General features: G+C 38.4%; 19 protein-coding genes. 2 read left to right on the top strand and 17 right to left on the bottom strand.

Annotated elements, in window-relative coordinates; translation table 11 throughout:
* Positions 1-17: 17 nt before the first annotated feature.
* The 8 genes from ABXT71_RS04245 to ABXT71_RS04210 all read right to left on the bottom strand — a co-directional run bounded on the left by ABXT71_RS04245 (position 18) and on the right by ABXT71_RS04210 (position 8,768).
* Positions 18-974 (bottom strand): hypothetical protein, encoded by a 957-nt coding sequence (locus ABXT71_RS04245; protein ID WP_415372607.1) that lies wholly within the window; start codon positions 972-974, stop codon positions 18-20.
* Positions 974-1,840 (bottom strand): dTDP-4-dehydrorhamnose reductase, encoded by an 867-nt coding sequence (gene rfbD, locus ABXT71_RS04240; protein ID WP_415372606.1) that lies wholly within the window; start codon positions 1,838-1,840, stop codon positions 974-976. The genes ABXT71_RS04245 and rfbD overlap by 1 nt, the downstream gene beginning before the upstream one ends.
* Position 1,841: 1 nt before the next feature.
* Positions 1,842-2,390: a dTDP-4-dehydrorhamnose 3,5-epimerase gene (gene rfbC, locus ABXT71_RS04235; RefSeq protein ID WP_415372605.1), complete on the bottom strand. Its 549-nt coding sequence runs from the start codon at positions 2,388-2,390 to the stop codon at positions 1,842-1,844.
* A gap of 111 nt (positions 2,391-2,501) precedes the next feature.
* Positions 2,502-3,359 carry a glucose-1-phosphate thymidylyltransferase RfbA gene (gene rfbA / locus ABXT71_RS04230; RefSeq protein WP_415372604.1) on the bottom strand — a complete coding sequence of 286 codons (858 nt, stop codon included), beginning with the start codon at positions 3,357-3,359 and terminating at the stop codon, positions 2,502-2,504.
* A 132-nt stretch (positions 3,360-3,491) separates the two neighbouring features.
* Positions 3,492-4,511: a dTDP-glucose 4,6-dehydratase gene (rfbB, locus tag ABXT71_RS04225; RefSeq protein WP_415372603.1), complete on the bottom strand. Its 1,020-nt coding sequence runs from the start codon at positions 4,509-4,511 to the stop codon at positions 3,492-3,494.
* A gap of 14 nt (positions 4,512-4,525) precedes the next feature.
* Positions 4,526-6,208, bottom strand: a complete 1,683-nt coding sequence (locus ABXT71_RS04220; RefSeq protein WP_415372602.1) for a DUF6909 family protein — start codon at positions 6,206-6,208, stop codon at positions 4,526-4,528.
* Positions 6,209-6,292: 84 nt separating this feature from the next.
* Entirely contained in the window at positions 6,293-7,774 is a 1,482-nt protein-coding gene (locus ABXT71_RS04215; RefSeq protein WP_415372601.1) for a GH3 auxin-responsive promoter family protein, read from the bottom strand.
* Between the two features lie 127 nt (positions 7,775-7,901).
* Positions 7,902-8,768 (bottom strand): M23 family metallopeptidase, encoded by an 867-nt coding sequence (locus ABXT71_RS04210; protein ID WP_415372600.1) that lies wholly within the window; start codon positions 8,766-8,768, stop codon positions 7,902-7,904.
* A gap of 128 nt (positions 8,769-8,896) precedes the next feature.
* Here ABXT71_RS04210 and tatA point away from each other — a divergent pair, with 128 nt between their 5' ends.
* Positions 8,897-9,079, top strand: a complete 183-nt coding sequence (tatA, locus tag ABXT71_RS04205; RefSeq protein WP_415372599.1) for a twin-arginine translocase TatA/TatE family subunit — start codon at positions 8,897-8,899, stop codon at positions 9,077-9,079.
* 360 nt (positions 9,080-9,439) lie between these two features.
* Here the strand turns inward: tatA and ABXT71_RS04200 are convergent, their stop codons facing one another.
* The 5 genes from ABXT71_RS04200 to ABXT71_RS04180 all read right to left on the bottom strand — a co-directional run bounded on the left by ABXT71_RS04200 (position 9,440) and on the right by ABXT71_RS04180 (position 16,344).
* Complete coding sequence (locus ABXT71_RS04200) at positions 9,440-10,486, bottom strand: hypothetical protein (RefSeq protein WP_415372598.1); 1,047 nt, start codon at positions 10,484-10,486, stop codon at positions 9,440-9,442.
* Positions 10,487-10,962: 476 nt separating this feature from the next.
* Positions 10,963-11,772, bottom strand: a complete 810-nt coding sequence (locus ABXT71_RS04195; protein WP_415372597.1) for a DUF1566 domain-containing protein — start codon at positions 11,770-11,772, stop codon at positions 10,963-10,965.
* A 531-nt stretch (positions 11,773-12,303) separates the two neighbouring features.
* Positions 12,304-13,287, bottom strand: a complete 984-nt coding sequence (locus tag ABXT71_RS04190) for a DUF4837 family protein (protein WP_415372596.1) — start codon at positions 13,285-13,287, stop codon at positions 12,304-12,306.
* Between the two features lie 240 nt (positions 13,288-13,527).
* Positions 13,528-15,144 (bottom strand): LysM peptidoglycan-binding domain-containing protein, encoded by a 1,617-nt coding sequence (locus ABXT71_RS04185; RefSeq protein WP_415372595.1) that lies wholly within the window; start codon positions 15,142-15,144, stop codon positions 13,528-13,530.
* Between the two features lie 12 nt (positions 15,145-15,156).
* Complete coding sequence (locus ABXT71_RS04180; protein WP_415372594.1) at positions 15,157-16,344, bottom strand: phosphoglycerate kinase; 1,188 nt, start codon at positions 16,342-16,344, stop codon at positions 15,157-15,159.
* A gap of 33 nt (positions 16,345-16,377) precedes the next feature.
* On the opposite strand from ABXT71_RS04180, the gene ABXT71_RS04175 reads away from it, so the two are divergent.
* On the top strand, positions 16,378-17,589 hold the full coding sequence (locus ABXT71_RS04175; RefSeq protein WP_415372593.1) for an ATP-binding protein: 1,212 nt from the start codon (positions 16,378-16,380) through the stop codon (positions 17,587-17,589).
* A 149-nt stretch (positions 17,590-17,738) separates the two neighbouring features.
* Here the strand turns inward: ABXT71_RS04175 and ABXT71_RS04170 are convergent, their stop codons facing one another.
* The 4 genes from ABXT71_RS04170 to ABXT71_RS04155 all read right to left on the bottom strand — a co-directional run bounded on the left by ABXT71_RS04170 (position 17,739) and on the right by ABXT71_RS04155 (position 24,664).
* Complete coding sequence (locus tag ABXT71_RS04170) at positions 17,739-18,584, bottom strand: class I SAM-dependent methyltransferase (RefSeq protein ID WP_415372592.1); 846 nt, start codon at positions 18,582-18,584, stop codon at positions 17,739-17,741.
* Positions 18,585-18,818: 234 nt separating this feature from the next.
* Positions 18,819-20,690, bottom strand: coding sequence for a tRNA uridine-5-carboxymethylaminomethyl(34) synthesis enzyme MnmG (gene mnmG / locus ABXT71_RS04165; protein WP_415372591.1), 1,872 nt, complete (start codon positions 20,688-20,690; stop codon positions 18,819-18,821).
* 142 nt (positions 20,691-20,832) lie between these two features.
* Complete coding sequence (ybeY, locus tag ABXT71_RS04160; protein WP_415372590.1) at positions 20,833-21,249, bottom strand: rRNA maturation RNase YbeY; 417 nt, start codon at positions 21,247-21,249, stop codon at positions 20,833-20,835.
* Positions 21,242-24,664 (bottom strand): DUF4175 family protein, encoded by a 3,423-nt coding sequence (locus ABXT71_RS04155; RefSeq protein ID WP_415372589.1) that lies wholly within the window; start codon positions 24,662-24,664, stop codon positions 21,242-21,244. The genes ybeY and ABXT71_RS04155 overlap by 8 nt, the downstream gene beginning before the upstream one ends.
* Positions 24,665-24,905 lie beyond the last annotated feature (241 nt).

Here is a 24,905-nt window from a genome sequence, read left to right as displayed (position 1 = left end):
GAAAACACGACTTTAAATTAGGCTTGTTTACTTTCATATACTTCCTTTCCCTTATGTAAAAAACGAAGAAAATACACGCCTAGAAAGAAGAAAATAAACACCGCTAAAGGATAAGCAATCATCAAAGGCAGGAATGGTTTTTTATGTTTAATTATAGGTTCATTCACTAAATAAACATTGTTTTCTGCAGTAACTGCGTCATATTTAGCATTTTCTAAAAAACGCATAACATACGTTTTATACTCTACAAGACTAGTTACAAAGTTATTCTCACGATAATTGACTCCAGTCACGGCAAGGTTTGTATCATCTCCAGGAGATTTAGAGTTATATTGCTCAATGGTCTCATCTATTTGAGTCAACATTTTTTCAAACTCAACAACCTTACGAGTATTGAACTCTCCGTAAAAGGCATTGATTTCTTTATAATTGTCAACGTCGTTTAATAGTGCAATAAACTTATCAATACTCTCCTCGCCAGAGGTATTCCCTAGTTCTACTTCTATTTTATGAAAACGGTAGCTATCTCTAAAAAACTCTGCCCTTAAAACATCGTCGGCACTTGCGTTTTCTAATAAAAATTCAATTAAATTAATGTTTTGACTCTCGTAGCTATCAAGAAGGTCTTTAAAATTAGGAACAGCAACAATCTCTAGGTCTAAAATCTCATTAGGAGCAAAACCCTTACTCTCAAGACTATAAGAGTTTATATTCTCTATATAGTCATATATTATTTCAGTGCTTTTTTGATTGGTTTGGATAACAAGTGACGTGGTATATTGTTTATTACCATAATGCTCCATATAAAAACCACAAGCAATTCCAGCTATGATTAAAAGTGATAATACTACCCATCGTTTTTTTATAATTAAAAATAAATCATATAAAAATGCAGAAAAATTATCCCTTCCTTTTCGAATGCTGTTAAAAAGCATATTTAGATCTGCTTCGTCGTTGTCTAGTCTTTTTTCCATTATCTGTGAGTAGTTATTAATGTATCTATTAGTGTATGTAATGAATCCCGCCAATCTAAAGGGGTGCGTTTTAAAAGTTTCTCCACTTTACCGGTATTCAACACGCTATATTTAGGTCGTTTGGCAAAAGTAGGATAATGCTCGGTTTTAGCAAGTTTTGTGCTGCTTAAAAGAGGTGAAGCCTTTAAAATTTCTGAAGCAAAATCAAACCACGTTCCTTCCCCTCGATTGCTGTAGTGATATATGCCATATTCTTTTGTTTCTGAAATGATAAGTGCCCAAATATTTGTGGCTAGATCTTTAGCATTTGTTGGTGTTCCCAGCTGTTCTGTCGTAATAGATAGGTCTTTCCCTGCAGCGGAATGTTTTAAAATCGTATTTAAAAAATTATGTCCGTACTGCGAGTACAACCAAGAGGTTCTTAAAATAAAAAACCGCTCCATAGTCTCGGCAAGCAGCTCCTCTCCTTTCAGTTTTGACGCACCATAGACGTTTATAGGGTTGGTGCTATCCGTCTCAACATAGGGTGTTTTTTTACATCCATCAAATACATAATCTGTAGATATCTGGATAAAAACTGTTCCTTGTTTCTCGCAAGCTTCGGCTAAGTTCTTTACTCCTCCTGCATTTATCGAAAAGGCCTGCTCACGCTCACGCTCCGCTTGCTCAACATTAGTATAGGCCGCCGTATTCACACAATAATCATACGTGTTTTTGCTGAAATGTGCTGAAACCGCTCCAGCGTCTGCTATGTCAAGATCTGCTTTGGTAAGGTAAAAGATCTCAACGCCGTCACCATAAGGCGCGGCATCTTTGATGCATCTCCCCAATTGTCCGTTTGCTCCTGTTACTAAAATCCTCTTCATACTAATCTCGCGTTGCTTTCTCAAAACTAGGAAGTTCTTGGTCTTTTGCAGATACTATTAATTGTTCGTGAGGAAGATGCCAATCTAGCTGCAAGGTTGCGTCGTTGAAGACAATGCCACCCTCTGCTTCTTTATTATATAAATTATCACATTTGTAAGCAAATATCGAAGTTTCTGATAAAGTGATAAAGCCATGTGCAAACCCTCGTGGCACAAAAAGCTGCTTATGAGCTACGTCATCAAGGATGATAGAAAATTGCTGCCCAAAAGTGGGTGAATCTTTTCTAATATCCACAACTATGTCCAACACACGGCCCCTAGCCGCGCGAACTAACTTTGCCTGTGCAAACGCACCTTTCTGATAGTGTAGCCCTCTTAAAACGCCCTTTGTGCTTATGGACTGGTTGTCCTGCACAAAGGCAAGCGACATGCCGGTTATCTTATTAAACGTTTGCTCATTAAAGGTTTCTATAAAGATCCCACGCTCATCTTCAAATACCGAAGGCTCAAGGATAAAACAGTCTTTTAAGGGGGTTTGGGTTATTTTCAACTTTGTAAATTTTATAATTTGTCTTGCTGAGATACGCATAGCAAAACAATTGAATCTGTTTAAAATAATTTGAACATCTCCCTTCGACAAGCATTGGATGACTGTTTTGTCTTATTCCAATTGCATTAAATGTTTACCATAGCCGCTTTTTAACAGCGGTTTTGCTAGTACTTGTAATTGTTCTTTTGTAATAAATCCTTGTTCATAGGCAGCCTCTTCTATGGCGCCTATTTTAAGACCCTGTCGTTCTTCAATGACTTCTACAAACTGAGACGCTTGCATTAATGACGAAAATGTTCCTGTATCTAACCAGGCTGTTCCTTTATCAAGAATACTTACGCTTAGCTTTCCTTGTTTAAGATATACATTATTCACATCTGTAATCTCAAGTTCGCCTCGGAGACTGGGTTTTATATTCATCGCTATTTCTACAACGCTATTATCGTAGAAATAAATTCCCGGAACGACAAAATTAGATTTAGGGTTCTCTGGTTTTTCTTCAATTGATAGTGCCTTACCGTCACTATCAAATTCTACCACGCCGTAACGTTCTGGATCGTGCACATGATACGCATAAATAATCCCTCCGTCTGGATTATTATTAGCTTGCATTAATTCTTTGAGGCCAGACCCATAAAATATATTATCCCCTAAAATCAACGCCACTTTATCGTTTCCTATAAAATCTTTTCCAATAATAAAAGCCTCTGCGAGCCCATTAGGATGTTCTTGCACTGCGTAATTAAAAATACAGCCTAAACTAGCGCCGTCTCCTAATAATTTTTCGAATAATGGCAGGTCTTGTGGTGTAGAAATAATTAATATCTCACGTATTCCCGCAGATATTAATGTAGATAATGGATAATAGATCATCGGTTTGTCATAAATAGGCATCAATTGCTTACTCACCGCCAGTGTTAATGGATGTAAGCGTGTTCCCGATCCTCCTGCTAAAATGATACCTTTCATTTATTATTGTTTTGCAATATATATACAAACCTACTCTTTTCTTACCCTAAACCTACCTTGAGCTTCAAAGGCTACTGTGTATTTTTAAATAAAACTGGCGCAGGCTATTATTTAATAACTTGCTATTGACAACTATTTCAACCTATCCTTGTGATCCAAGCACCACTGCACTGTTTTCTTTATCCCACTCTCAAAATTCTCTTTTGACTTCCAACCTAAATCATGTTCTATTTTAGTAGCATCAATAGCATATCTAAAATCGTGACCAGGTCTATCTGTTACATACGCTATTTGATCTCGATAGGAATTATCTTTTGGCTTTATCGCATCCAGTATATCACAAATGGCATATGCAATATAAATATTTTCACGCTCGTTGCCGCCGCCTATATTATAGGTTTCTCCAAGAACTCCATTTTCTACCGCTAGTTGAATGCCTATACAGTGGTCTTCTACATATAGCCAGTCGCGTACATTCTTTCCATCACCATAAATTGGAATAGCCGCTCCAGAGATTGCCTTTCTAACAATAGTAGGAATCAATTTTTCTTTATGCTGGTGTGGTCCATAATTGTTAGAACAATTAGTCGTGACCACTGGCATTTGATAAGTGTGAAAATAGCTCCTCACTAAAAAATCACTAGATGCCTTACTTGCACTGTATGGACTATTAGGCGCATAGGGTGTTTCTTCTGTAAATAAACCTGTTTTTCCTAGTGTTCCATAGACCTCATCTGTGGAAACATGCAGAAAACGTGCGCTTTTAAAAGCCTCTTTTAGTTGATTAGGACCATCCATCCATGTGGAGTAAGCAGCATGCAATAGGTTAAAAGTCCCTACAATATTTGTGGCAATGAAAGCCCCAGGGTTTGTAATAGAATTATCCACATGAGATTCGGCAGCAAAGTGAATTACACGATCAAATTTATGCTCCTCAAAAAGAGAATTTACCAGTACCTTATCGCAAATGTCACCCTTAATAAAGTGATAGTTTTTTGCCTCAGAAATCGCTTCTAGATTTTGAAGGTTTGCAGCATACGTAAGGCTATCTAAGACAAAAATTTCGTCTAAAGAATTTGAAGCTGCCATTATTGCATAATTAGATCCAATAAATCCAGCACCTCCTGTTATTAATACTTTATTGCTGCTCAAAATATATATTTAGATTAGTCTAATATGGTTTTTAACATTTTTTCAGTGATTAAATAGGTGGGTTTTACACCCGTGGTTCCTAGTCCACCAGAAGCCAATGTGCTTCCAGTTTTTAAAGGATTATCACTTGCATAATACGCGTATAAAACTTTTACATTTCGCTTAATACTGTTTCTTATTTTTGATGCCGCTTGGATGGCTTTTTGATAATGTGCGCCTTCCATTTCAAGACCAATTACATCCCATGTGGAGGTGTTAAAAAACTTCAGAATATCTCTGTTCTGTAAAGAGGTTCCCATTACGGTAATCATAGCCCCTGTGCATACTTTTACATCGTCTTCTGCAAACATCTCTTTCTTCAAGGTGTTTTTAAAAGGGTAATTGTCTGCGGTACCTTCAAAGATATGTGCGTTTGGGATCATAATATCTCCTTTCCCACCCTCAAGGATTCCTGCTTTCCCCATAATACAAACAGAGTCCACGTTCATATAATAGTCTTTTCTATCTTCCATTAATGGCTTTAGAAGCTCGTCCATTGTTTCATAAGCTTGTTCTCCAAAGGCATAGTCCATCACCACAATCACCGGTTTTTTATCCTGTGCTATTTCAGCAACAGAAACATAGCTTTCTTTTGGTAACAATGCCGTATCAAATATCTGCACGTGGATGTTCGTCCCGCTTTCATCTGCAATATAAGTCATTCCGTTTGCTAGAGCGGCTTTCATGACCTTCTGTCGTAAGGGTCCGTTTGCGTTATTGCTTAAGGCCTCATAGACTTCCATCGCGCTTTTTTTCTTTAGCTCATTACTTAAAGCTACGGGTGCGAATAAAGTGTTCATTACACTGTGCATGTTCGCGCTAATAATATGTAAGGGTCGCTCCAGAAGTCCCTGCTTTTTAAGCGTCTCTTTAATTCTAATTGCCCAGCGTTCTCCGTGGATGTGATGTCCTAAACGCTCTCGTAAAACGGGGCTAAATGTAATCACGCGTTTTTCGTCGTTCAGCACTTCTTCTATCGCTAGTTTCCCTAAATAGTAGATAATATTTAAAAACCGATTTGTATCATTGGGCAGAGCAAAGCTTTCATATACAGCAGATACTTCTTCAAAAGTTCTTCCTAAGAAGTTAGCCGTATGCGTCAATGCCACTTCGCGTTCTTCTTGTGTAAGATCTTCTTTTTTAAGCGCAGCCTGCTCTAATTTTTGCCAATCGCGAATCAATTTTCCCTTTTCATTCACCACCACACGCTTCATAATCTTGTGTGATTCTATATATAAAAAAGTAAGGTGTGTGAGAATATCATAGATTTCAGAACGTCCTCTAGTGATCTCAATATTCATTTGCTCTTCATCTATGCGATAGCAGTTGCGGCGTCTTTTTGGCGGAACAATAGGAGTGAAGTGGCTTTTTCCATAGCCTTCATCGCTCGTGAGGTTAATAAAACGACACTCTTCAATACCGTAAGGCAAACGTTCAATAACGTACAATAAACCTTGTAACTCGATTTTCTCTTCTGCAATTGAGCCATATATCTCAGGCCTGAGCGCTAATAAAGCCTCTCTCAATGATTCTCCACTAACGCCCATTGGCTTATAAAAACCTCTATTAAAAAGGTGTCGCATGGTAATATAAAGGCGCTCTATGGCGCCACTGCTCTCTTGAGCTCTTGTTCTATTGTGTGATTTACCCTCTGTCATATGCAGCAAAGATACGATTAATCGATTTCGTTGTTGATTACCCCAATACATTAAGTGAGATGAACTAAGACTTATTTTCTCCCTTTAAACCATTTGATCCGCAATCTTACGGTCATTAGACAACCTTGGCACTTTATTCTGCCCACCCAGTTTTCCTTGTGATTTCATGTATTTCTGAAACGCGCCTCGTTCCAAACTCGCTATTTTTAATGGTTGAAGCACCTTCCCTTTTATTAGGTCAAAGTAATAGCTATTCTGTGTTTGCATAGACTGATCTATAAAATCTGTCACGGCCTGCATATCTTTTGGAGCCTCTTCAAACTCAATGAGCCATTCGTGATAGGGGAGTTCATCGTTAACGGCTACTTGTGGCGCCACTGTAAATTCTGAAATACTAAAACTAAAAGCATCCATGGCTTCTTTCATCGCCTGCTCTACTTCTTTACCAATCACGTGCTCTCCAAATGCCGAAATAAAATGCTTTATTCTTCCAGAAACGACCAATCGATAGGGTTTTACGGAGGTAAACATAACCGTATCACCTATGTTATAACACCATAACCCAGCATTAGTCGAAATTAACAACACATAATTAACCCCAATTTCAACTTCGCCAATGGTCAATCTTTGTGGCGTTTCAGAAAAGAAATCCTCTGTTTTTACAAACTCATAAAACATCCCGCTATCTAGCTGTAATAATAATCCTTTCTCCTGCTGCGAATCTTGAAAGGCAAAGAAGCCTTCACTTGCCGGGAACAACTCGATGCTATCTACTTTGCGGCCTATGAGCGCTTCAAATTTTGCGCGGTACGGCTCGTAGTTGACTCCGCCATAGATAAACAGGTTAAAGTTCTTAAAAAGGTCCCCTACCTTTTTGTCTGTAGCTGTTTGTAATCGCTCAAAGTACATCTGCACCCAAGAAGGAATCCCGCTTATTACGGTCATATCTTCTCCTTTTGTTTCTTCAACAATGGCATCTACTTTGGTTTCCCAGTCTTCAATACAATTAGTCTCCATACTCGGCATCCTGTTTTTCTGAAGATATCCAGGCACATAATGCGCTACGATTCCTGAAAGTCGTCCTAACCCAATTCCGTTTTTCTCCGTCATCTCTGGGCTCCCTTGTAAAAAAATCATTTTTCCGTCCACAAAATCTGCTTTCCCCGTTTCATGGATATAACAAAGAATGGCATTTCTTGCTGCTTTAATATGCGTAGGCATCGACTCCTTGGTCAAAGGGATATACTTCGCTCCGCTTGTCGTTCCGCTTGTTTTGGCAAAGTAGAGCGGTTTTCCTGGCCATAAGACGTCTTCCTTTCCTGCAACCATCTGGTCTACATAAAAACGCAATTGCTCATAATCACGAATAGGAACTCGCGCTACAAACTCTGCATGTGTTTTGATTTCTGAAAAGTGATGATCTTGCCCAAATTGCGTGGCTCCTGCAGATTTCAGTAATGATAAGAACACTTTCTGTTGGGTCTCCATAGGATTGTCCATCCATTTTTTCATTTTACGGACAACCACACCAGCAAATATTTTAGCACCAAAAGATTTTAAGGACATTTAATTTTGTTTAGTATCATTCGAAACGTTGTTAATTTATTTGTATCACAGACAAAAGATCCCAGCCTTTCCTTTGTAGGGAGATTCAAAGGGATGTGCTGCCCTAGGTAAATTTGAAATAACCCAGTCACTCAAAATCAATAAAATTAGTAGGATCCATAGGAACACCGTCCATCCACAGCTCAAAATGCAAGTGGGGGCCTGTTGTTAATTCACCTGTGTTTCCTGCAATGGCAATCACCTCTCCGGCTTTGACTACATCTCCTTGTGTTTTTAACAAAGAAGCGTTGTGTTTATAGACACTTATAAAATTGTTTGGGTGTTTGAGCAGTATGATATAGCCCGTATCTGAGGTCCATTCCGCAAAAATTACGGTGCCATCTGCCGCGGCCTTAATTGGGGCGTTTTTGATCGTCACGACATCTACAGCATAGTGTTTTTCTTCTGGTTTAAAGCCCTCAGAAATAGTACCTTTTACCGGAGTTGAAAACGCAAAGTTTGCCTCCAAAACAGCAGTCAATGGGTTGTACCTGTCTTCTTGATCTACGCGGTCTCTTAATGCAAGATCTCGCTGTGACGCATTTAGGTCTACGTCCTCAGCCTCTAGTTTTGCCGCCTCTACAATACTATCTTTATTAAACATTACTGTTTTTACATCTCCAGACAGCACTTTCCGGATAGATGAAATATATTGTTGATTTACTTTTATCTCGTGTTGTAGGGAGTCTGCTGTAAACTGTAGGCTAGTGGCCTGCTTTTTTAAAGAGGTAGAAGAGTAGCCAGGAATATACTCTCGCAGTGGCGTAAATGCAATAAGCAGTGTGGTAATCCCAATTAAAAACAGGGCAAATAAAATACTAAATACAAAAACGTTGAGGCGGTTCAATTTAAAAGAAAACCGTTCTTCAAAGGTGTTTTCATTAAGCACCACAAGCCGGTAGGTGTGGAGCAATTTCCTTTTTATCTTTCTTCCTCTTTTTTCTTTCTCTGCCATAAGTAAAAATGGTGCAATGCTGCCATTAAGACACAAATATAATGCAATATCTGCTGCGTCGCTAAACTCCTCCTTAAAACGTTGTATATCCTATTTTCTTATTACCTTTGTGGTACAATTGTACTCGTATGACAGCATTATTTATTCCCCTAGCAATAGGACCGTGGCAGATAGCCTTAATCGTTTTAGCAGTGTTATTATTGTTTGGCGGTAAAAAAATACCAGAATTGATGCGCGGCCTCGGTAGCGGTATCAAAGAATTTAAAGACGCCTCAAAAGAGGAGGAGGAAGAAGATAAGAAGGTAAATTAATTTTTACTTCGGAAATTTTAATTAAAAGACCCAATAAGCATTGTTGCTTATTGGGTCTTTTTGTTTTGGTTTTAAGTTTGTCTGCTTAGAATCGCTCTAGGGAGGCGTTCTTGTGTAAATAGTCGTGCGGGGGTTTCTCTTTTATTTACTTCTGTTAACATTAATTAATCAAAACAAGAAACGCAACATCCCATTATTTTTACAGCAAAAAAAACCAATACTACTTTTTAAGGGACAACTGGTTTTAACTTTTTTATACGCGACCGCCTAAGGCGGCACTATTTAAATTACTCACCCATTCTTATTTCCTTAAAAGGTGTTCGTGAGACCGCTTCGCTAAATTGATAAATAACTAAATTGTTAAAAAGCCCGAACAGGACGCACTTTGTTCGGGAAATGCTTAGGGGCGTCTTCGTACTGATTACCAGAGCCCCAATCCTGTTCCCACGCGAAAATGAAATCGTACTCCGTAGAACTCCAGTAGAAATCAGAAAAGTCGTAAAAACCCGAGACTGCCTCTAAAGTCGCTCTATGTAAATACATTTCTAGTAACTCATTTATACTTGGTAAAAACCATTCAACACCTAATGTACGAGCCGCTAAAGCTGCAGGTGCTGTAGGGCAATCATTTAATATACCGTTAGTATTACTCTCACCGTTTCCTATTTCTGCACCAGGGCCCGCAGGATTACCTCCATTATAAGCAACATTTGGAACATTTGGTAAATCTGTACCATTACATCCCCATTCCACAGCGCCTTCATAATCTGACATAGCACATACCAAGCCATGAGTATTATCTTGTGGATCTACCCAAAAAACAACACCGCCAGCTCTTAACTCTCCTATTGTTGCTGGCTCTGCCAAGGCCGCTATAAGAGCGTCGACATAGGCTTTTGTCGCCGCATCTTGCGCTTCTGTTGGGTCTGTTACATCTTTTAACTGGCCATTAGCACTATTAGATAAGGCAACAACATCTGCAAGTGATTGTGTCTCTGTCACACTCCCTGCTGTTTTTGAATGCAATGCATACGGTACACTTAATAACTGGCTGGCACCTGTCAAGGTGTAAGTATCACCTCCTTCTGGGTCCATTTCTGTTTGTATAAAGTAACTATCTCCACCCCAGTCTATCCCAGCAAAATCACCACTAATCACACTTCCTGTACCTATCGCTAAAGTCACTAAACCATTATCATTGGTCGTGACTGTTTGCGTTTCTACATACACCGCTGTACCCGTTGCTGTGTTTTGTAAAATGCTTAATCGCATACCTACTGCTTGGTTATTAATTAAATTATCATTGCTGTCGCTCAAAACGGCCTGATAACTCATCTTTTCTGGAGATTGAGCAAAACTACTTGCAGTAATTAATACCGCTACTAAAAATGTAAATACTTTTTTCATAGGTAATCTTATTTTTTAATGGCGTCTGTTAATTTTTGTGCTGTTTTAAGTATCCAAAACGTATGCTTTTTACATAGTTTAAAACGTTAAAAGGTATACATATTAAACAATCGTTATACGCTTTGTGCTTCCTCTTTTTTATTGGACATTATAATATGCGAAGCTAACACTTAATTCGTTAAGCATGATATTTAATGTTAAGTGAGGATAAAAATGAGACCTAAAGGGTGTTTTTTCAACAACTAAATAATGCATTCATAAATAAGAAGACCAAACAACCAAATTTTGATTTGTATGCTTTAGTCTCCATTATTTTTACAGCAAAAAAAACCAATACTACTTTTTAAAGGACTACTGGTGTTAACTTTTTTATACGCGACCGCCTAAGGCGGCACTATTTAAATTACTCACCCATTCTTATTTCCTTAAAAGGTGTTCGTGAGACCGCTTGGCTAAATTGATAAATAACTAAATTGTTAAAAAGCCCGAACAGCACGCACAACGCCTGGGAAGCTCTTATTGGTGAGGAACTGATCACCATCGTCGAAAGCCTGAATCCACGCCGTAATGTCATCGGACTCCGTAGAACTCCAGTAGTAATTCCCGTTTAAAACTGCTCCATTACCTCCAATATAAACACCATACATAAGGTTTAACTCTCTTTTGGTAGGTAGTCGCCAATCCTTAAATTTTGCGCCGTTAACATCGTGATTATTCGCATCACTTAATAAATCGTTTGCCTCATACCAGCTGGAAATCCCTTGGTCTTGCATGGCTACCACCAAACCGTGTGTGCCATCTGTATTTATTTCTATAACATAACCACCTAACTCTGGGTAAAGGGTGTTTAAAGTGTAGGTAGGTGTAGCATTCGTTTCAGAACTTCCTGATGTTTTTGCATACAATGCATAAGGCACACTTAATAACTGGCTGGCACCTGTCAAGGTGTAAGTATCACCTCCAGTTGGGTCCATTTCTGTTTGTATAAAGTAACTATCTCCACCCCAGTCTATCGTAGCAAAATCACCACTAATCACACTTCCTGTGCCTATCGCTAAAGTCACTAAACCATTATCATTGGTCGTGACTGTTTGCGTTTCTACATACACCGCTGTACCCGTTGCTGTGTTTTGTAAAATGCTTAATCGCATACCTACTGCTTGGTTATTAATTAAATTATCATTGCTGTCGCTTAAAACGGCCTGATAACTCATCTTTTCTGGAGATTGAGCAAAACTACTTGCAGTAATTAATACCGCTACTAAAAATGTAAACACTTTTTTCATAGGTAATCTTATTTTTTAATGGCGTCTGTTAATTTTTTGTGCTGTTTTTAAGTATTCTAAATGTATGCTTTATGCATAGTTTAAAACATTGAAAGGACTACATATTAAACAATCGCTATACGCTTTGTGCTTCCTCGTTTTTATTGGACACTATAATATGCGAAGCTAACACTTAATTCGTTAAGCATGATATTTAATGTTAAGTGAGGATAAAAATGAGACCTAAAGGGTGTTTTTTCAACAACTAAATAATCAAAGCAAGGGGTATACTTCATAGCGTCTAATTAGTTACAATTCAATCCAAAGTTTTACTTTTATTTACTTCAGGGAACGCCTTTTCACCTCAATTCTTAATGTTGCTTTAGCTTGAGAATACCGCATTATATGGCGCTATTTTTCTAAGTGTCTGGTAAAACTCCCACAAAAAAACTCCTTACAAAATTCAAAGCAGAAAACCCCGCTTATCGTTGTGATGAAGCGGGGTTTTTGGTGGGGTTTCATTTCTGAATATTTCAGAAAAAATAAGTGTTGCTATTTTACCGCTGCATTTTTAAATTTTGCAGACTTCAATATTGATATCAACTCAAATTGTAAATCTCTCTTCTCCTCTGAAGGTGCATACACAAAACCTTCAAGAATGAGCCACCTATTGTTTGCTTCATCCATCACGGCATAATTAACAAAGGGACCTGCCATATACTGGTCTTTTACTTCCCAGATTCCTTTAGTGACATACATAAAATTGCCGTCTAATTCTCGCTCAAATAAGTAAGGAGCATAGGCGCCTTCTGTAATGTACATACCGCCTTCTTCCACCGGCATCAATCTCGCTCCTGTAGTGTCTCGCATCTTTATGATGTCTGCAACTGCGCTGTCTTTTCTTATCGTATTTAGGGGCACTTCATACACTATTATATTAGTGCTACCGGATTTTAAGTTTTTCCGAAGCCAGAAAAAGTCGTCATTCTCCCGCACAAAACGGTAGGCCGAAGGCATCTTCATCGTTACGCCCATTTTTTCTACCAAGCTCTCCATAGGCAACAACTGTATGTTTGTACGTCTTTGTCGTTCCCTTATTTCAGTTTCTTTAAAACTCTGAATGATAGAATCGCTATTTTCACTTAACAAATTTACCAGCCCCTCTTCCGTAAACGCTTCTACCACAGCTCCCATTTGCGGGCGTGCATAGACGTCTTTGTTCAGCCCTATTCTTTCTTCATCTCCGATGCTTACGTGCAAGAATAGTCTTGAGCTGCGTGCAAAGCCTGTAAATGCCTCTGGCGCCATCTGGCGCATACTAAATAACGGCTCGTCTTGTGGCAAACCATCTGTAGGCGCAGCAAAGCGTTCTCTAATGATTTCGCCTACAGGGCCATTCCAGAGCTCGTTGTCAATAACAAGTTGGAGGTTGTTAATGTTCCCCACAGATTCTTTAAGGATTCTAGTGGTTTTTCCTGAGTTTTCACAAGATGTGAATACTACTAAGGCAATAAGTGCTAGGTATATGGCTTTCATATGGTATATTTTAATAGTAGTAATGTGTTATCCTTCGACAGACTCAGCATAACACATGATTATTAATATAATTTTATTTACAGTTACTCTGAGCGTATCGAAGAGCTTATAGTAGCCTGAGAATAAACGGTAGTAAAATTTTTGAATTTAACAGTTATTGCGTTTTTAACCGCTCTGCTTCATAGGTTTTCGACTTCGCTCAATCTGACATAAGGTAGTGATTTTTACAATAAGAAGGAGCTACTCAGAAACTATCAGCTTCATCCCAACCTTCAAGTTATTACTACTAATATCATTCCACTTTTTGATTTTTTCGACGGTAGCCCCATCAAATTTTTGAGCGATACTCCATAGAGAATCTCCGTTGGCCACCGAATAAACGGTTTTTCCATTGCTATCAATTACTTTCTTGGGTTTTGAAGAACTGCTTTTTGCCGATGCCGGAATCTTTCGCGGGTGAATCGTAAGTCGCTGTCCTATCTTTAGGTTATTGCTCCGCATATTGTTCCATCTTTTAATATTTCGGATTGAAACACCGTACTTGTCTGCAATTTTACCCAAATAATCACCGCTTTTCACGCGATAACGTACTTGTGTACTTTGATCTGTGAGCGTTGGTAATGGCTTTTCTTTTTTGTCAAATTCTACTTGTGCATATGCATAAACAGCGTCTTCATTATGCACAAAAGTCCCCATCTGATCAATAGGTAGCCTCAAGTAGTATTGCTCGTCCTTCAAATACGGAATCACCCCCAGTTTATAGGACGGATTTAAAAACTCAATTTCCTCGATAGGTAAGTTTGTCACGGTGGCAATCTGGTCAAAACTGATCTGCTTTTTAATATGAATCGTATCTGTCGTGATAAACGGATATCTAGGGCCATTGCTTGTAAAACCGTGTTCATCTGCAAATTCAAAAATATACATCGTCGCAAGGAAAGCAGGAACATAGCCTGCTGTTTCACGAGGAAGGTGTGGTCTAATGTTCCAATAATTTTTATACCCTCCAGATCGCCGGATGGCTTTTGCAACATTACCAGGGCCAGAGTTATAAGCAGCGAGTGCTAAATCCCAATCACCTAGACTTTTATATAAACTATTCAGGTATTTACTCGCGGCATCTGTTGCGAGAATTGGGTCACTACGTTCGTCTACATAACTATTAACATCAAGACCAAACATTTTACCCGTCGAGAACATAAACTGCCATAATCCTGTTGCGCCCACACGAGACTGTGCTCTTGGGTTTAAAGCAGACTCTACAATGGCAAGGTATTTCATCTCTAATGGAAGGTTGTGGCGATCCAATGTTTCTTCAAACATTGGGAAGTAATAATCACTCAAGGCTATTAATCTGCCCATCGCGGTTCTTCTATTCTTTAAATAATTTTTTATGACACTTTCTAACTGTGGATTATATTCTACAGTAAACGGCGTTCTTGCGTCTAGCTCCTTTAATCGTTGTTTGAGTGTATCGGTAGGGAGTTCTTCGTAGGCTATCGGCACATATGTTTGCTGTTCTATCGCGCCATACATTTCTTCAAAACGGTCGCTACTATACAACTCAGCCAGCCAAAGACTATCTATTTTGCGAGCCTGAGCCATATCTGCTAGTGTGAATTCTGGCGTGCCAATTGCTATTGTAGCAGGAATAATAATCTGCGAGTCTGGTATTACAGAAATAATCGTGTCATCATCAACTAATACATTTTTTTCAATCTTAATGATTGATCCAACTTTTAATGAATCTGCTACGTGTTGTCTAGAAGCATCAGGAAGGCTCTCTATAATTATTGGGCTCTGAGCAAGACTAGATAGTGATGCTAAACAACAGCCAAAAAGTAGTAAATTCTTCAAATGAGTAGAGTATTAGTTTTGCATTGCTTTGATTCCTGGAAGCGTTTTACCCTCTAGCATTTCAAGCATCGCGCCACCTCCAGTAGAGACATAACTTACTTTTTTATTCAGGTTAAATTTCTTCACTGCTGCCACAGAATCTCCTCCGCCCACAAGTGAATAAGCACCATTTCGTGTGGATTCTGCGATGGTATTCCCTAAGTGAATTGTACCTGTTGCAAAAGGTTCCATCTCAAAAACTCCAACAGGTCCGTTCCATAATATGGTTTGAGACTTTAGGATGACATCTTTAAAAATAGCGTTGGTTTTATCTCCAGTATCGAGACCCATCCATCCTTCTGGAATATCATTCACATCTGCCGTATCTGTAGTGGCTAGTTCTGAAAAACTATCAGCTATTATAGCATCAACCGGCAAATGCACTTCAACACCTTTTTCTTTTGCTTTCTCTAAAATCTCTAAGGCTAACTCCTGTTTATCGTCTTCCACCATAGAACTTCCTATCTTACCTCCTTGTGCTTTGATAAAGGTAAAGGCCATCCCACCACCTATGATTAAATGATCTATTTTATCCAGTATATTTTCTAGCACCGTGATTTTTGAAGAAACCTTCGCGCCACCAATTACAGCCGTTACAGGTTTTTTATTATCGGTCAGTACCTTGTTTAAATTTTCTATTTCTGAAGCTAATAATAAGCCTACACATTTGTTTTCTGGGAAAAAATCTGCAATAATAGCGGTAGACGCGTGCGCTCTATGGGCTGTCCCAAAGGCGTCATTTACATAAATATCTCCTAGCTTCGATAGTGCTTGGGCAAAGTCACGATCTCCTTCCGTTTCTTCGGGATGATATCGTAAATTTTCTAGTAATAGAATTTCCCCTGCTCCCAATTGAGCAGCAGCTTCTTCTGCCGTTTCACCTATGCACTCTTCCGTAAATTTTATACTGACTCCTAAAACTTCCGAAGCCTTTTTTAATACATTTTTTAATGAAAACTCTGCTTCTTTATTCTTAGGACGCCCGAGATGAGACATCAAAATACAGCTACCACCATCTTCTAGTATCTTATGGATTGTAGGCTTTGCAGCCTCAATTCGTGTAGCGTCTGTAACCTCCTTATCGTCGTTAAGCGGAACATTAAAATCTACTCGTATGAGTGCTTTTTTACCATTAAAATCAAAGTCGTTTACCGTTTTCATAAAAGTATCAATTAATCGCTAAAGATACATTTTTTGACGTCAAACCTGCAACCAAAATTAGCTGCGATTTTTGGGCTTAATTCGTTAGTTTTGCGAGTGAATTTTAAGCAAGTAATAGGGCAGGAGCACATTAAGGCTCATTTACAAACTTCCGTTGATAACGGCAGAGTAGCACACGCACAGCTTTTTGTGGGTAAAGCAGGCACGGGTATTTTACCTATGGCAATTGCGTATGCCAGCGCTTTGCTTTGCAAACCCCACCAAGAGGGGTCTCCAGAGTATTTGCTCACCAAGGAACGTGTGCGAAAACTAGCACACCCAGATCTAAATTTTGTGTTTCCAATAAACACAAATGATACCATTAAAAAACACCCTGTTTCAGATTTATTTATTGACGAATGGCGCTCCTTTGTTGCAGAAAACCCGTACGGATCTCAGTTTGAATGGCTCTCTTCTTTAGGAATTGCTAAAAAACAAGGAAACATCAATGTGGATGAAGCGCTAGAGATGGTGAAAAAACTGTCGCTCAAAGCATATGAAGGCGGTTACAAAATAATCATTGTCTGGATGGCAGACGCTATGAATACAGCGTGCGCAAATAAGATTCTTAAATTAGTAGAAGAGCCTCCTAATAATACGGTGCTCCTAATACTTACGGAACAGGAAGAACAAATTATCAATACCATACGATCTCGCTGTCAAAAACTTGATTTCCCTTTACTTTCTGAAACACAGATATCACAACATCTTATTGATAATCAAGGTGTTGAGCAATCCAAGGCGCTCACAACCAGCCGATTAGCTCAGGGTGATTACAACAAAGCATTACAGATACTTGATGAAGGAAGTGATGATACTGTTTTTGAGCAATGGTTTTTAACCTGGGTGCGTAATGCCTTTTTAGCCAAAGGAAATAAGAAGGCTATACAGGCATTATTGAAATGGAGCGAAGACCTTGCCGGAGAGGGGCGAGAAACTCAAAAGAAGTTTCTGTCATACTGTATGGAATTCTTTAGGCAAGCATTGCTGAAAAACTATGGAGCCGACCCTTTGGTCTTTTTTACTCCTCACGACACAAAATTTGATTTAAACAAATTCGCACCGTTCGTTCATCAAAACAATATTTTTGAAATTACCGAACAACTTCAAGATGCGTCCTACCATATTGAACGAAATGGAAATGCTAAAATCATTCTTGCAGATCTTTCAATAAAACTTACACGGCTGATTCATAGAAAACCTTAGTATTAGATATTTCTATTGTTATTTTAATTCCTATTTATATTACTTATTCAAAAGAAGTGGCTAGGGCAAGCTCAGAACTGGCTGGGGCTTTTGGCCCACACATTACGCCAATCACATAATAAAATAGGCTAAAAGGACCTTAAACGGTCTTAAAAGCCTTTTTTGAAGCAATAGATGAGGGAAGAGTACTCAGAAGTTTGTTTCGCTTTACGATTTGATTTAAAACCAACCCAAAGCGCTTTTAGTGATAATTTTTTTGAGGTTCTATACTTTTCTGAAAGCAAGCTTACGTAATAAGAATCAAAAACTAAAGGACGTGTCTTAATGAGATTCATTTTAGATGAAAACAATTTCTTCATGCTTGCCTGCGAAAAATGCCATAGATGTCTTGGCACATCATACGCAGCCCAAAATTCTTTATAATAATGTGCATCATAAGATTTGTAGTTAGGAACTGCAATTACTAGATGACCGTTTTCCTTTAAATGGAATTCTAGTTTTTGGCACGTTTCCTCTATGTTAGGGATATGCTCTAATACGTGCCAAAGTGTAATGACATCATATTTAGTATCCCCAAGAAGATCCATATCTTCTTTTAAACTGATTCCTTTATTTTGGGCTAATACTCTGGCTTGTTCATTTACTTCTACTCCTGAAACTGTCCAATGATTTTCTTTTGCCACGTTCAGAAAATCTCCAGTACCCGCGCCAATATCTAATAGTGATCCTTCTCCTTTATTTAATTTTGATATGAGCCTGACTTTCCTTTTTAGCGAATATGTTTTCACTCGTTGATAAAGAAAAGCAAGTACTCCATTAGCGTCATCTGTATGCGAAATATAATCTTCAGATTCATAATAGGAGGGAAGTGATGCTGCCGAAGGTTGCGGTGTTGTAATCAACATTTGTTTTTCTGCGTCGTACTTCAATGTAAAAGACTCCCCAGAAACTAGGAAGTCTTTTACTGTAATGTCTTTATTGTTCTGGAGATTCAAATTTATAATCAATATTTAATAATAAAATGGCAAGCTACTTTCACTGTGTTCTTTGTTCCTTTGAAGCGGATTATTCTTTATTCTAAATTAATAACGTGATAATACTCACTTAAATTTTTGTTTAGATAAGAATCATTTTTACTGAGTATTAATACATGTTTTCTACGAACCATCCTATCTGTCTGCCAACCGAGGCACAAAGACAAATCGACTCGTTCCACGTGAAACAAATCGCTAACGCCCCATATATACTAACAATACAGATATATCATTAGGCGAAACCCCACTTATACGCGATGCTTGTGAAACAGTTACTGGTCTTATTTTACTTAGCTTCTCTGTAGCTTCATAAGACAAAGACTTTAATCGTGTGTAATCAAAGTTTTCTGGAATCTTAATCCCCTCGAGTCTATTTAACTTCTCTGCGTTGTTCTTTTCCTTCTCTATATAACCAGCGTACTTAATTTGTATTTCTGCTTGTTGGAGCACCTCTGTGTCAAGTTCATTCTCCCTAATAAATGCTTCAACAGTCTCAATTTTTCTCATATCATCCATCGTGATGTTTGGTCTAGAAAAAGGCCTTATCATTTTATCACTTTGTGTCACCAATGCAGAATCTTTTGATTCTAGAATTGGATTCAAAACTTCTGGGGGTACACTCGTATTTGTAAAAAAGCCCACAAATGCGTCACTCTTTTTCTGTTTGATTTCCATTTCACGCAAACGCTCTTCGCTGGCTAAACCTAAATCATATCCTTTAGGCGTTAGTCTAAAATCTGCATTATCTTGACGCAACAGTGTTCTGTATTCTGCCCGAGAGGTAAACATTCTATAAGGTTCTTCTGTTCCTTTAGTGATCAAATCATCAACAAGAACACCTATGTAAGCCTCGTTCCTTTTTAATATAAAAGGATCTTTTTCTTGAACCAACAAAGCAGCATTTATTCCAGCCATTAACCCTTGTGACGCAGCTTCTTCATATCCTGTGGTTCCATTTATCTGTCCTGCAAAAAACAATCCTGAGACTAATTTTGTTTCTAGCGTATGCTTTAGCTGTGTCGGAGGAAAGTAATCGTATTCGATTGCGTACCCTGGCCTGAAGAATTTAACTTGCTCAAATCCGGCCACTTCTCGTAGCGCCCTAAACTGAATATCTTCTGGTAAAGATGTGGAAAAACCATTAATGTAATACTCAACAGTATTCCAGCCTTCTGGTTCTACAAATAATTGATGCCTATCTTTATCTGCAAAACGATTTATCTTGTCCTCTATGGATGGACAATACCTTGGTCCTATACTTTTAATAGACCCATTAAACATCGGAGAGCGATCAAAACCTTCCTTGAGCATTTCATGAACCTGAGGGCTTGTATAAGATAAATGACAATCTCGCTGTTTTGTTAAAGGCTTTGTGCTGCTTGAATATGAAAACTTCTCTGGGTCAACATCTCCAGGTTGCACTTCCATTTTTGAAAAGTCTAGTGATCTACCATCTACCCTAGGCGGTGTTCCCGTTTTCATTCTACCTGTTTCAAAACCTAAATCGGTTAATTCTTTCGTAATTCCCGTTGACGCTCTTTCTCCTGCTCTACCTCCGCCAAATTGTTTATCACCAATATGAATTAAACCATTTAAAAATGTTCCATTAGTAAGCACCACTGTTTTACCTCTAGCGGTTAAGCCTAATGATGTTTTAACACCCACGATTTTCCCGTCCTCTACCACGATACCACCAACCATCTCTTGATAGAAATCAAGGTTGGGAGTTCTTTCGAGCTTCAACCTCCACTCTTCAGAAAAACGCATTCTGTCACTCTGTACCCGTGGACTCCACATCGCTGGCCCCTTTGACTTGTTGAGCATCTTAAACTGGATAGCCGTCTCATCACTTATGATTCCGCTGTAACCACCCAACGCGTCAATCTCACGAACGATTTGCCCCTTTGCGATACCTCCCATAGCGGGATTACACGACATTTGACCGATGTTCTGGAGATTCATTGTAATAAGCAAGGTGCTAGAGCCCATATTGGCAGCAGCAGCAGCAGCTTCTCCGCCAGCGTGCCCCGCGCCGACTACTATTACGTCATAGATTTTATCAAACATATTGTATTGTTCCACGTGAAACCTTTTAAGAAAACAAGGCGTTTTCTTTGGCATCTTTGTTATGATTATTTTTAAGTTCGCAAAGATAGTTAATTATCTCTACCACAGTAAGTTAAAGTGTATTTTATTGATTTCGAGCAGTTTATCTCTTGCCTAAAAGTTCTAATGCATTATTTTCTTTGTCTCGCATTAATCGCTCTTCTTCTGTTGTCTTATCCTTGTATCCACAAAAATGTAGTATTCCGTGTATCATCACGCGATGCAATTCTTCATTAAAAGATTCTGAAAAAGCACGGGCATTTTCACGTACGCGCTCTATGGAGATATAAATCTCGCCATGGATTTGTATGCCCAAACTATTATCAAAACTGATCACATCTGTTAGTGTGTCATGATCTAAAAACTGAATGTTTAACTTGTGTAAATATGCATCGTCGCAAAAGATAAAACTTACTTCACCAAGTTCATGTTTTTCATTTATAATAGTTTCTAATATCCACGCGGTAATCACGTCAGGTTTAGATAAATCAAAATCTGTTTCTGAAAAAAAATCAATCATTAGCTTTAAAATATTCTTGTACTTTTTGCTTAAATTCCTGTCGCAAAGGTAAGGCTTCACGATTTAGAATTTCCGTAGTATTAAAGTACTTTTTTATTTCATCTGGAGCAAGCCGTTTTGTATTATTATATGACGATTTATTTGTCAAGGATTCTCTTTTAGAATCCTGTCCTTGTTTTAAATCTGCGTCTTCAAGCTTTAATAATTCATAGTTTAGGTTGAGCATTTTTTCTAGCGTACTTCTATTAAAACCCTTGTCCAGTAGCTGTTGTTCGACCCCTTCCATTTTCTTTAAAATGTCTCCACCTTTTCCGTTCAAGCCCTCTTTACTTAACCTATCTTCAAGTTGCTGCCGTAACTGTTGTTGTTCTTTGTAAATTTCATATAATTCGCCGTCGTTATTCTCGCTCTCACCCGGAGTCCCATCTTCGCCATCTTTTCCACTCTTTCCTCCTTTTCCATCTCCACCTTCTCCTTGACCTTGGCCATCACCTTCTCCTTCTCCTTCTCCCTCTCCTTCTCCTTCTCCCTCGCCTTTTCCTTTGCCTTTTCCCTTTCCATCTTCTTCACCTTCGCCCATTCCTTCTTTCAATTTTTCTAAAAGACTCTCTTGTTTTTTCATAATGTCTGGCAATTGAAAACCTTCTCCTTGACCCTGTCCCTTACCCTTTCCTTGGCCTTTTCCTTTTCCTTCACCAGAACCAGAACCTGATCCTTGCATTTGCATTTGCATACTATTTAGCATATCTGACAGCAGCACGGCCAATTCATTTGCGCCAGTTACCGTGTATTGTTGACTTGAAATACCTTGGCGCATTTGGTTTTCTGCTAATCGCTCTAGCGATTTTTCGATGTTATAATCTATTTCTATCAATGACTCATTTATTTTTAATCCTATAAGTGGCTGTCTTAATGACAAATAAAATATACTATCATCTATATGTTTAAAATTTTGCTTTAATTCATTCTGCCTGTTTAGGTTTTTTCCAAACACTGGGTTCCCATAATCGATGGCTTTAAAATCTTCCATCGTATCTTCTTGTTCAAAAGAAAACACTACTAGATTATCTACTATTTGCCTCAACATATCTACATCTTCCTCCATAGATTCCATCGAGGAACCCGACATAGAGGATTGCATTTGAGCGCCCATTTCCTTCATACGTTTACCTGCCTTTTTCTGGCTTTTTGCCGCAGCGCCTTGTTCCTTTTTCTCTAGGCTTTCCGTTGCTTTTTTCTGTTCGTCATCCACTGTCTTTTCCCCTCCTATGTCTTCTGGAATATCCATAGGTTTTTTAAGACCCTCATTCTCCTTTTTAAGGTCTTCCATTTCTTTTTTATAGTCCTCAAATTTTTCATTGAGCTTTTCTTGTGCTTCTTTTGTGTTTTCCTCCGTTGGCTTTTCAGCTAATTTTTCTTGTTCTTCACCAAGCTTAAAAATTTCTTCTGCCAGCTTCTCTGCTTTCTTGGTTACGTAGTACCGTTTAGTTAACTCCAGGAGTTGTTCAAGATTTTTCTTTTGTGTTTTGTTCTGTTTTTTGAGTTTATCTAAATTTTTAGATAACTCCTCTTTATTTATTTTGTCTCGTACTTTTTGTAACTCCTCTAGCAACATTTCATTTTCCTTAAGACGTTCCTCATTCTCTTGAAGCCGTTCTTTTAATTGTTCTTTGAAGGGGTCTTCATCCTTCTTTTCTTTTTGAAAATTCTCTAAATTCTCTTTAAGCTTTTCATTAAAACTCTTCATCATATCCTCCTGCTGCTTCTGGCGATTGAGGAATTCTTCTAACTTCTTATTGTCATTATAATTAAGTTCTTTCTTTTCTTTCTGTGTCTGAGAAAGTTCTTCTAACCGCTCTTCTTGTTTTTCAAATTGATCAAGAGACTTATCTAGCTCTTTAATGGTTTTTTCTTGTTCCTGAAGCTGCTCTTGTTCAAGTTCATCATCGGTCAGCTTGCGATAGTTATAAATAGCAGATTTACTTGACTTGTTTTTATGAATCGCGTCGTTATCAAAAACTTCAAAATAATACTCGTACGCTACTCCCTGTTCTAGCGTTAATTCACCAGGAAATACATAGGTAAATTGATCAATACTTCCTTTGCTTACAGGCAGCGCTATTATTTGTTTATTTGTGACTTCTCCTTCTGGATAATAAACGACTTGTAGTTTTGATAAGCCGTAGTCGTCACTCAGATTTCCAAGGTAATAGAATTCATCGCCTAGTACCGTCTTCTCTTTTTTGGATTGTACTTCAATTTCAGGATATTCATCTCTAACAATATTGAGTGTAAACGAAAGGTTCTCATAATCGTTTAACGCCGAATTAGATGCGGAAATCGCATAATCCATCCGTCTGTAAATATCACGCTTCAAGTTAAACTGCCCTTGGCTCTGTGCAAATTGATATGCCGTATCACGGAGCTTTAAAGACACCCGCTCTGTATTCGCGGTATTCACATTCCATGCTACTCGCGTTCCTTCCGGCACTGTAGCATTTCCTGTACTTTTAAGGGTTTCGTTACGCTTTCCTGTGTAAACAGGATAGGCTAGTTGCATCGTGAACCCCAACAATGACGGAGTTTTTATAACCGTGATCAAATATGGTTGTGAGGTAACCTCATTTGCTTTTAATCTAAATTCAATAGGCTGCGTGGGCTGCGTAAAAGTATATTCAAATAATCCTGGGGCTGTTTGTCTCAAGAAATAGGTCTCGTCGTTATATGAAATACTTGCGTTCTCAGGAACAACATTTCCTTCTGTTCTTGCTTGAAGAGTAAAACTCTTATTCTCAATAGCACTCAGCGTATCATTGAGTACATAAAAGCTAAAAGGTGCCGGCGGCTCATAAGCCGTATCATAATTTACAACGCGCTCATAGCTGCTTGAAAACATATTCTTGTCTCCCAACACGCTAAATAAAAGAAAGATGATCACAGGTATAGCGGCATATTTCAGGTATTTGACGTTCTTTTTAAAATTCACCGCTTTCTTAAATGGAATCAAATCCATCTCACCCGCTTTTTGATCTATGCTGGCTACGAGTAATTCTGACTCTCTACTATTTTGATTTAAATGAATGACATTCAATAGTTTATCACTCACTTCCGGAAAGTGGTTCCCTATCAACTTTGAAGCGGCTTCATGACTTAGCCCCTGTTGCAAATTAAAAAGTTTTGCTAACGGAAAGGCTATAAACCTTGCGAAAAGGCCAAGCTCAACCACAACAAATGTCCAAAAAAGAACGGTGCGCCCCGTTTGGGACAACCATAAGAAGTATTCAATGATTAAGGTGGCTAGGAGGTATAGCAAACCAATAGCAAAAAAGAGGATCGCTCCTTTGATCAACTCATTGGTATAATACTTTTTGATAAACTGCTCCAACTTTTGCTGGATGATGCTAAAATTGCTCATAGTAAAGGCTTCGTATGCTTAAAACTTCTAAATTACAACATTATTACTACAGCAAAAAATAAGCCACTCTTCGTGAAGAGTTTTCTGTGCGTGGTGTTCTTCGTGACTGCATGGCGCCTTTTTAGAATCGCCTTACTTCTTTTATAACTGGGGAAATATTATAGCTATTTTAATCTGACGCTATATTGAAATATACTTAAGGTGTTTAGTTATCATGATTCGTGTTTTCTTCGGAAATAAT

The organism is Patiriisocius sp. Uisw_047 (assembly GCF_047730165.1).
Taxonomy (GTDB): domain Bacteria; phylum Bacteroidota; class Bacteroidia; order Flavobacteriales; family Flavobacteriaceae; genus Patiriisocius.
This window is presented reverse-complemented; position numbering and strand designations above follow the sequence as displayed.

What these genes read in the sequence shown, in the direction of transcription:
- mnmG (WP_415372591.1), bottom strand. Translation starts at nt 20,690, where the DNA reads ATGTTTGATAAAATCTATGACGTAATAGTAGTCGGCGCGGGGCACGCT.
- ABXT71_RS04210 (WP_415372600.1), bottom strand. Translation starts at nt 8,768, where the DNA reads ATGGCAGAGAAAGAAAAAAGAGGAAGAAAGATAAAAAGGAAATTGCTC.
- rfbA (WP_415372604.1), bottom strand. Translation starts at nt 3,359, where the DNA reads ATGAAAGGTATCATTTTAGCAGGAGGATCGGGAACACGCTTACATCCA.
- ybeY (WP_415372590.1), bottom strand. Translation starts at nt 21,249, where the DNA reads ATGATTGATTTTTTTTCAGAAACAGATTTTGATTTATCTAAACCTGAC.
- rfbD (WP_415372606.1), bottom strand. Translation starts at nt 1,840, where the DNA reads ATGAAGAGGATTTTAGTAACAGGAGCAAACGGACAATTGGGGAGATGC.
- ABXT71_RS04180 (WP_415372594.1), bottom strand. Translation starts at nt 16,344, where the DNA reads ATGAAAACGGTAAACGACTTTGATTTTAATGGTAAAAAAGCACTCATA.
- ABXT71_RS04220 (WP_415372602.1), bottom strand. Translation starts at nt 6,208, where the DNA reads ATGACAGAGGGTAAATCACACAATAGAACAAGAGCTCAAGAGAGCAGT.
- ABXT71_RS04190 (WP_415372596.1), bottom strand. Translation starts at nt 13,287, where the DNA reads ATGAAAGCCATATACCTAGCACTTATTGCCTTAGTAGTATTCACATCT.
- ABXT71_RS04215 (WP_415372601.1), bottom strand. Translation starts at nt 7,774, where the DNA reads ATGTCCTTAAAATCTTTTGGTGCTAAAATATTTGCTGGTGTGGTTGTC.
- ABXT71_RS04195 (WP_415372597.1), bottom strand. Translation starts at nt 11,772, where the DNA reads ATGAAAAAAGTGTTTACATTTTTAGTAGCGGTATTAATTACTGCAAGT.
- ABXT71_RS04155 (WP_415372589.1), bottom strand. Translation starts at nt 24,664, where the DNA reads ATGAGCAATTTTAGCATCATCCAGCAAAAGTTGGAGCAGTTTATCAAA.
- tatA (WP_415372599.1), top strand. Translation starts at nt 8,897, where the DNA reads ATGACAGCATTATTTATTCCCCTAGCAATAGGACCGTGGCAGATAGCC.
- ABXT71_RS04245 (WP_415372607.1), bottom strand. Translation starts at nt 974, where the DNA reads ATGGAAAAAAGACTAGACAACGACGAAGCAGATCTAAATATGCTTTTT.
- ABXT71_RS04200 (WP_415372598.1), bottom strand. Translation starts at nt 10,486, where the DNA reads ATGAAAAAAGTATTTACATTTTTAGTAGCGGTATTAATTACTGCAAGT.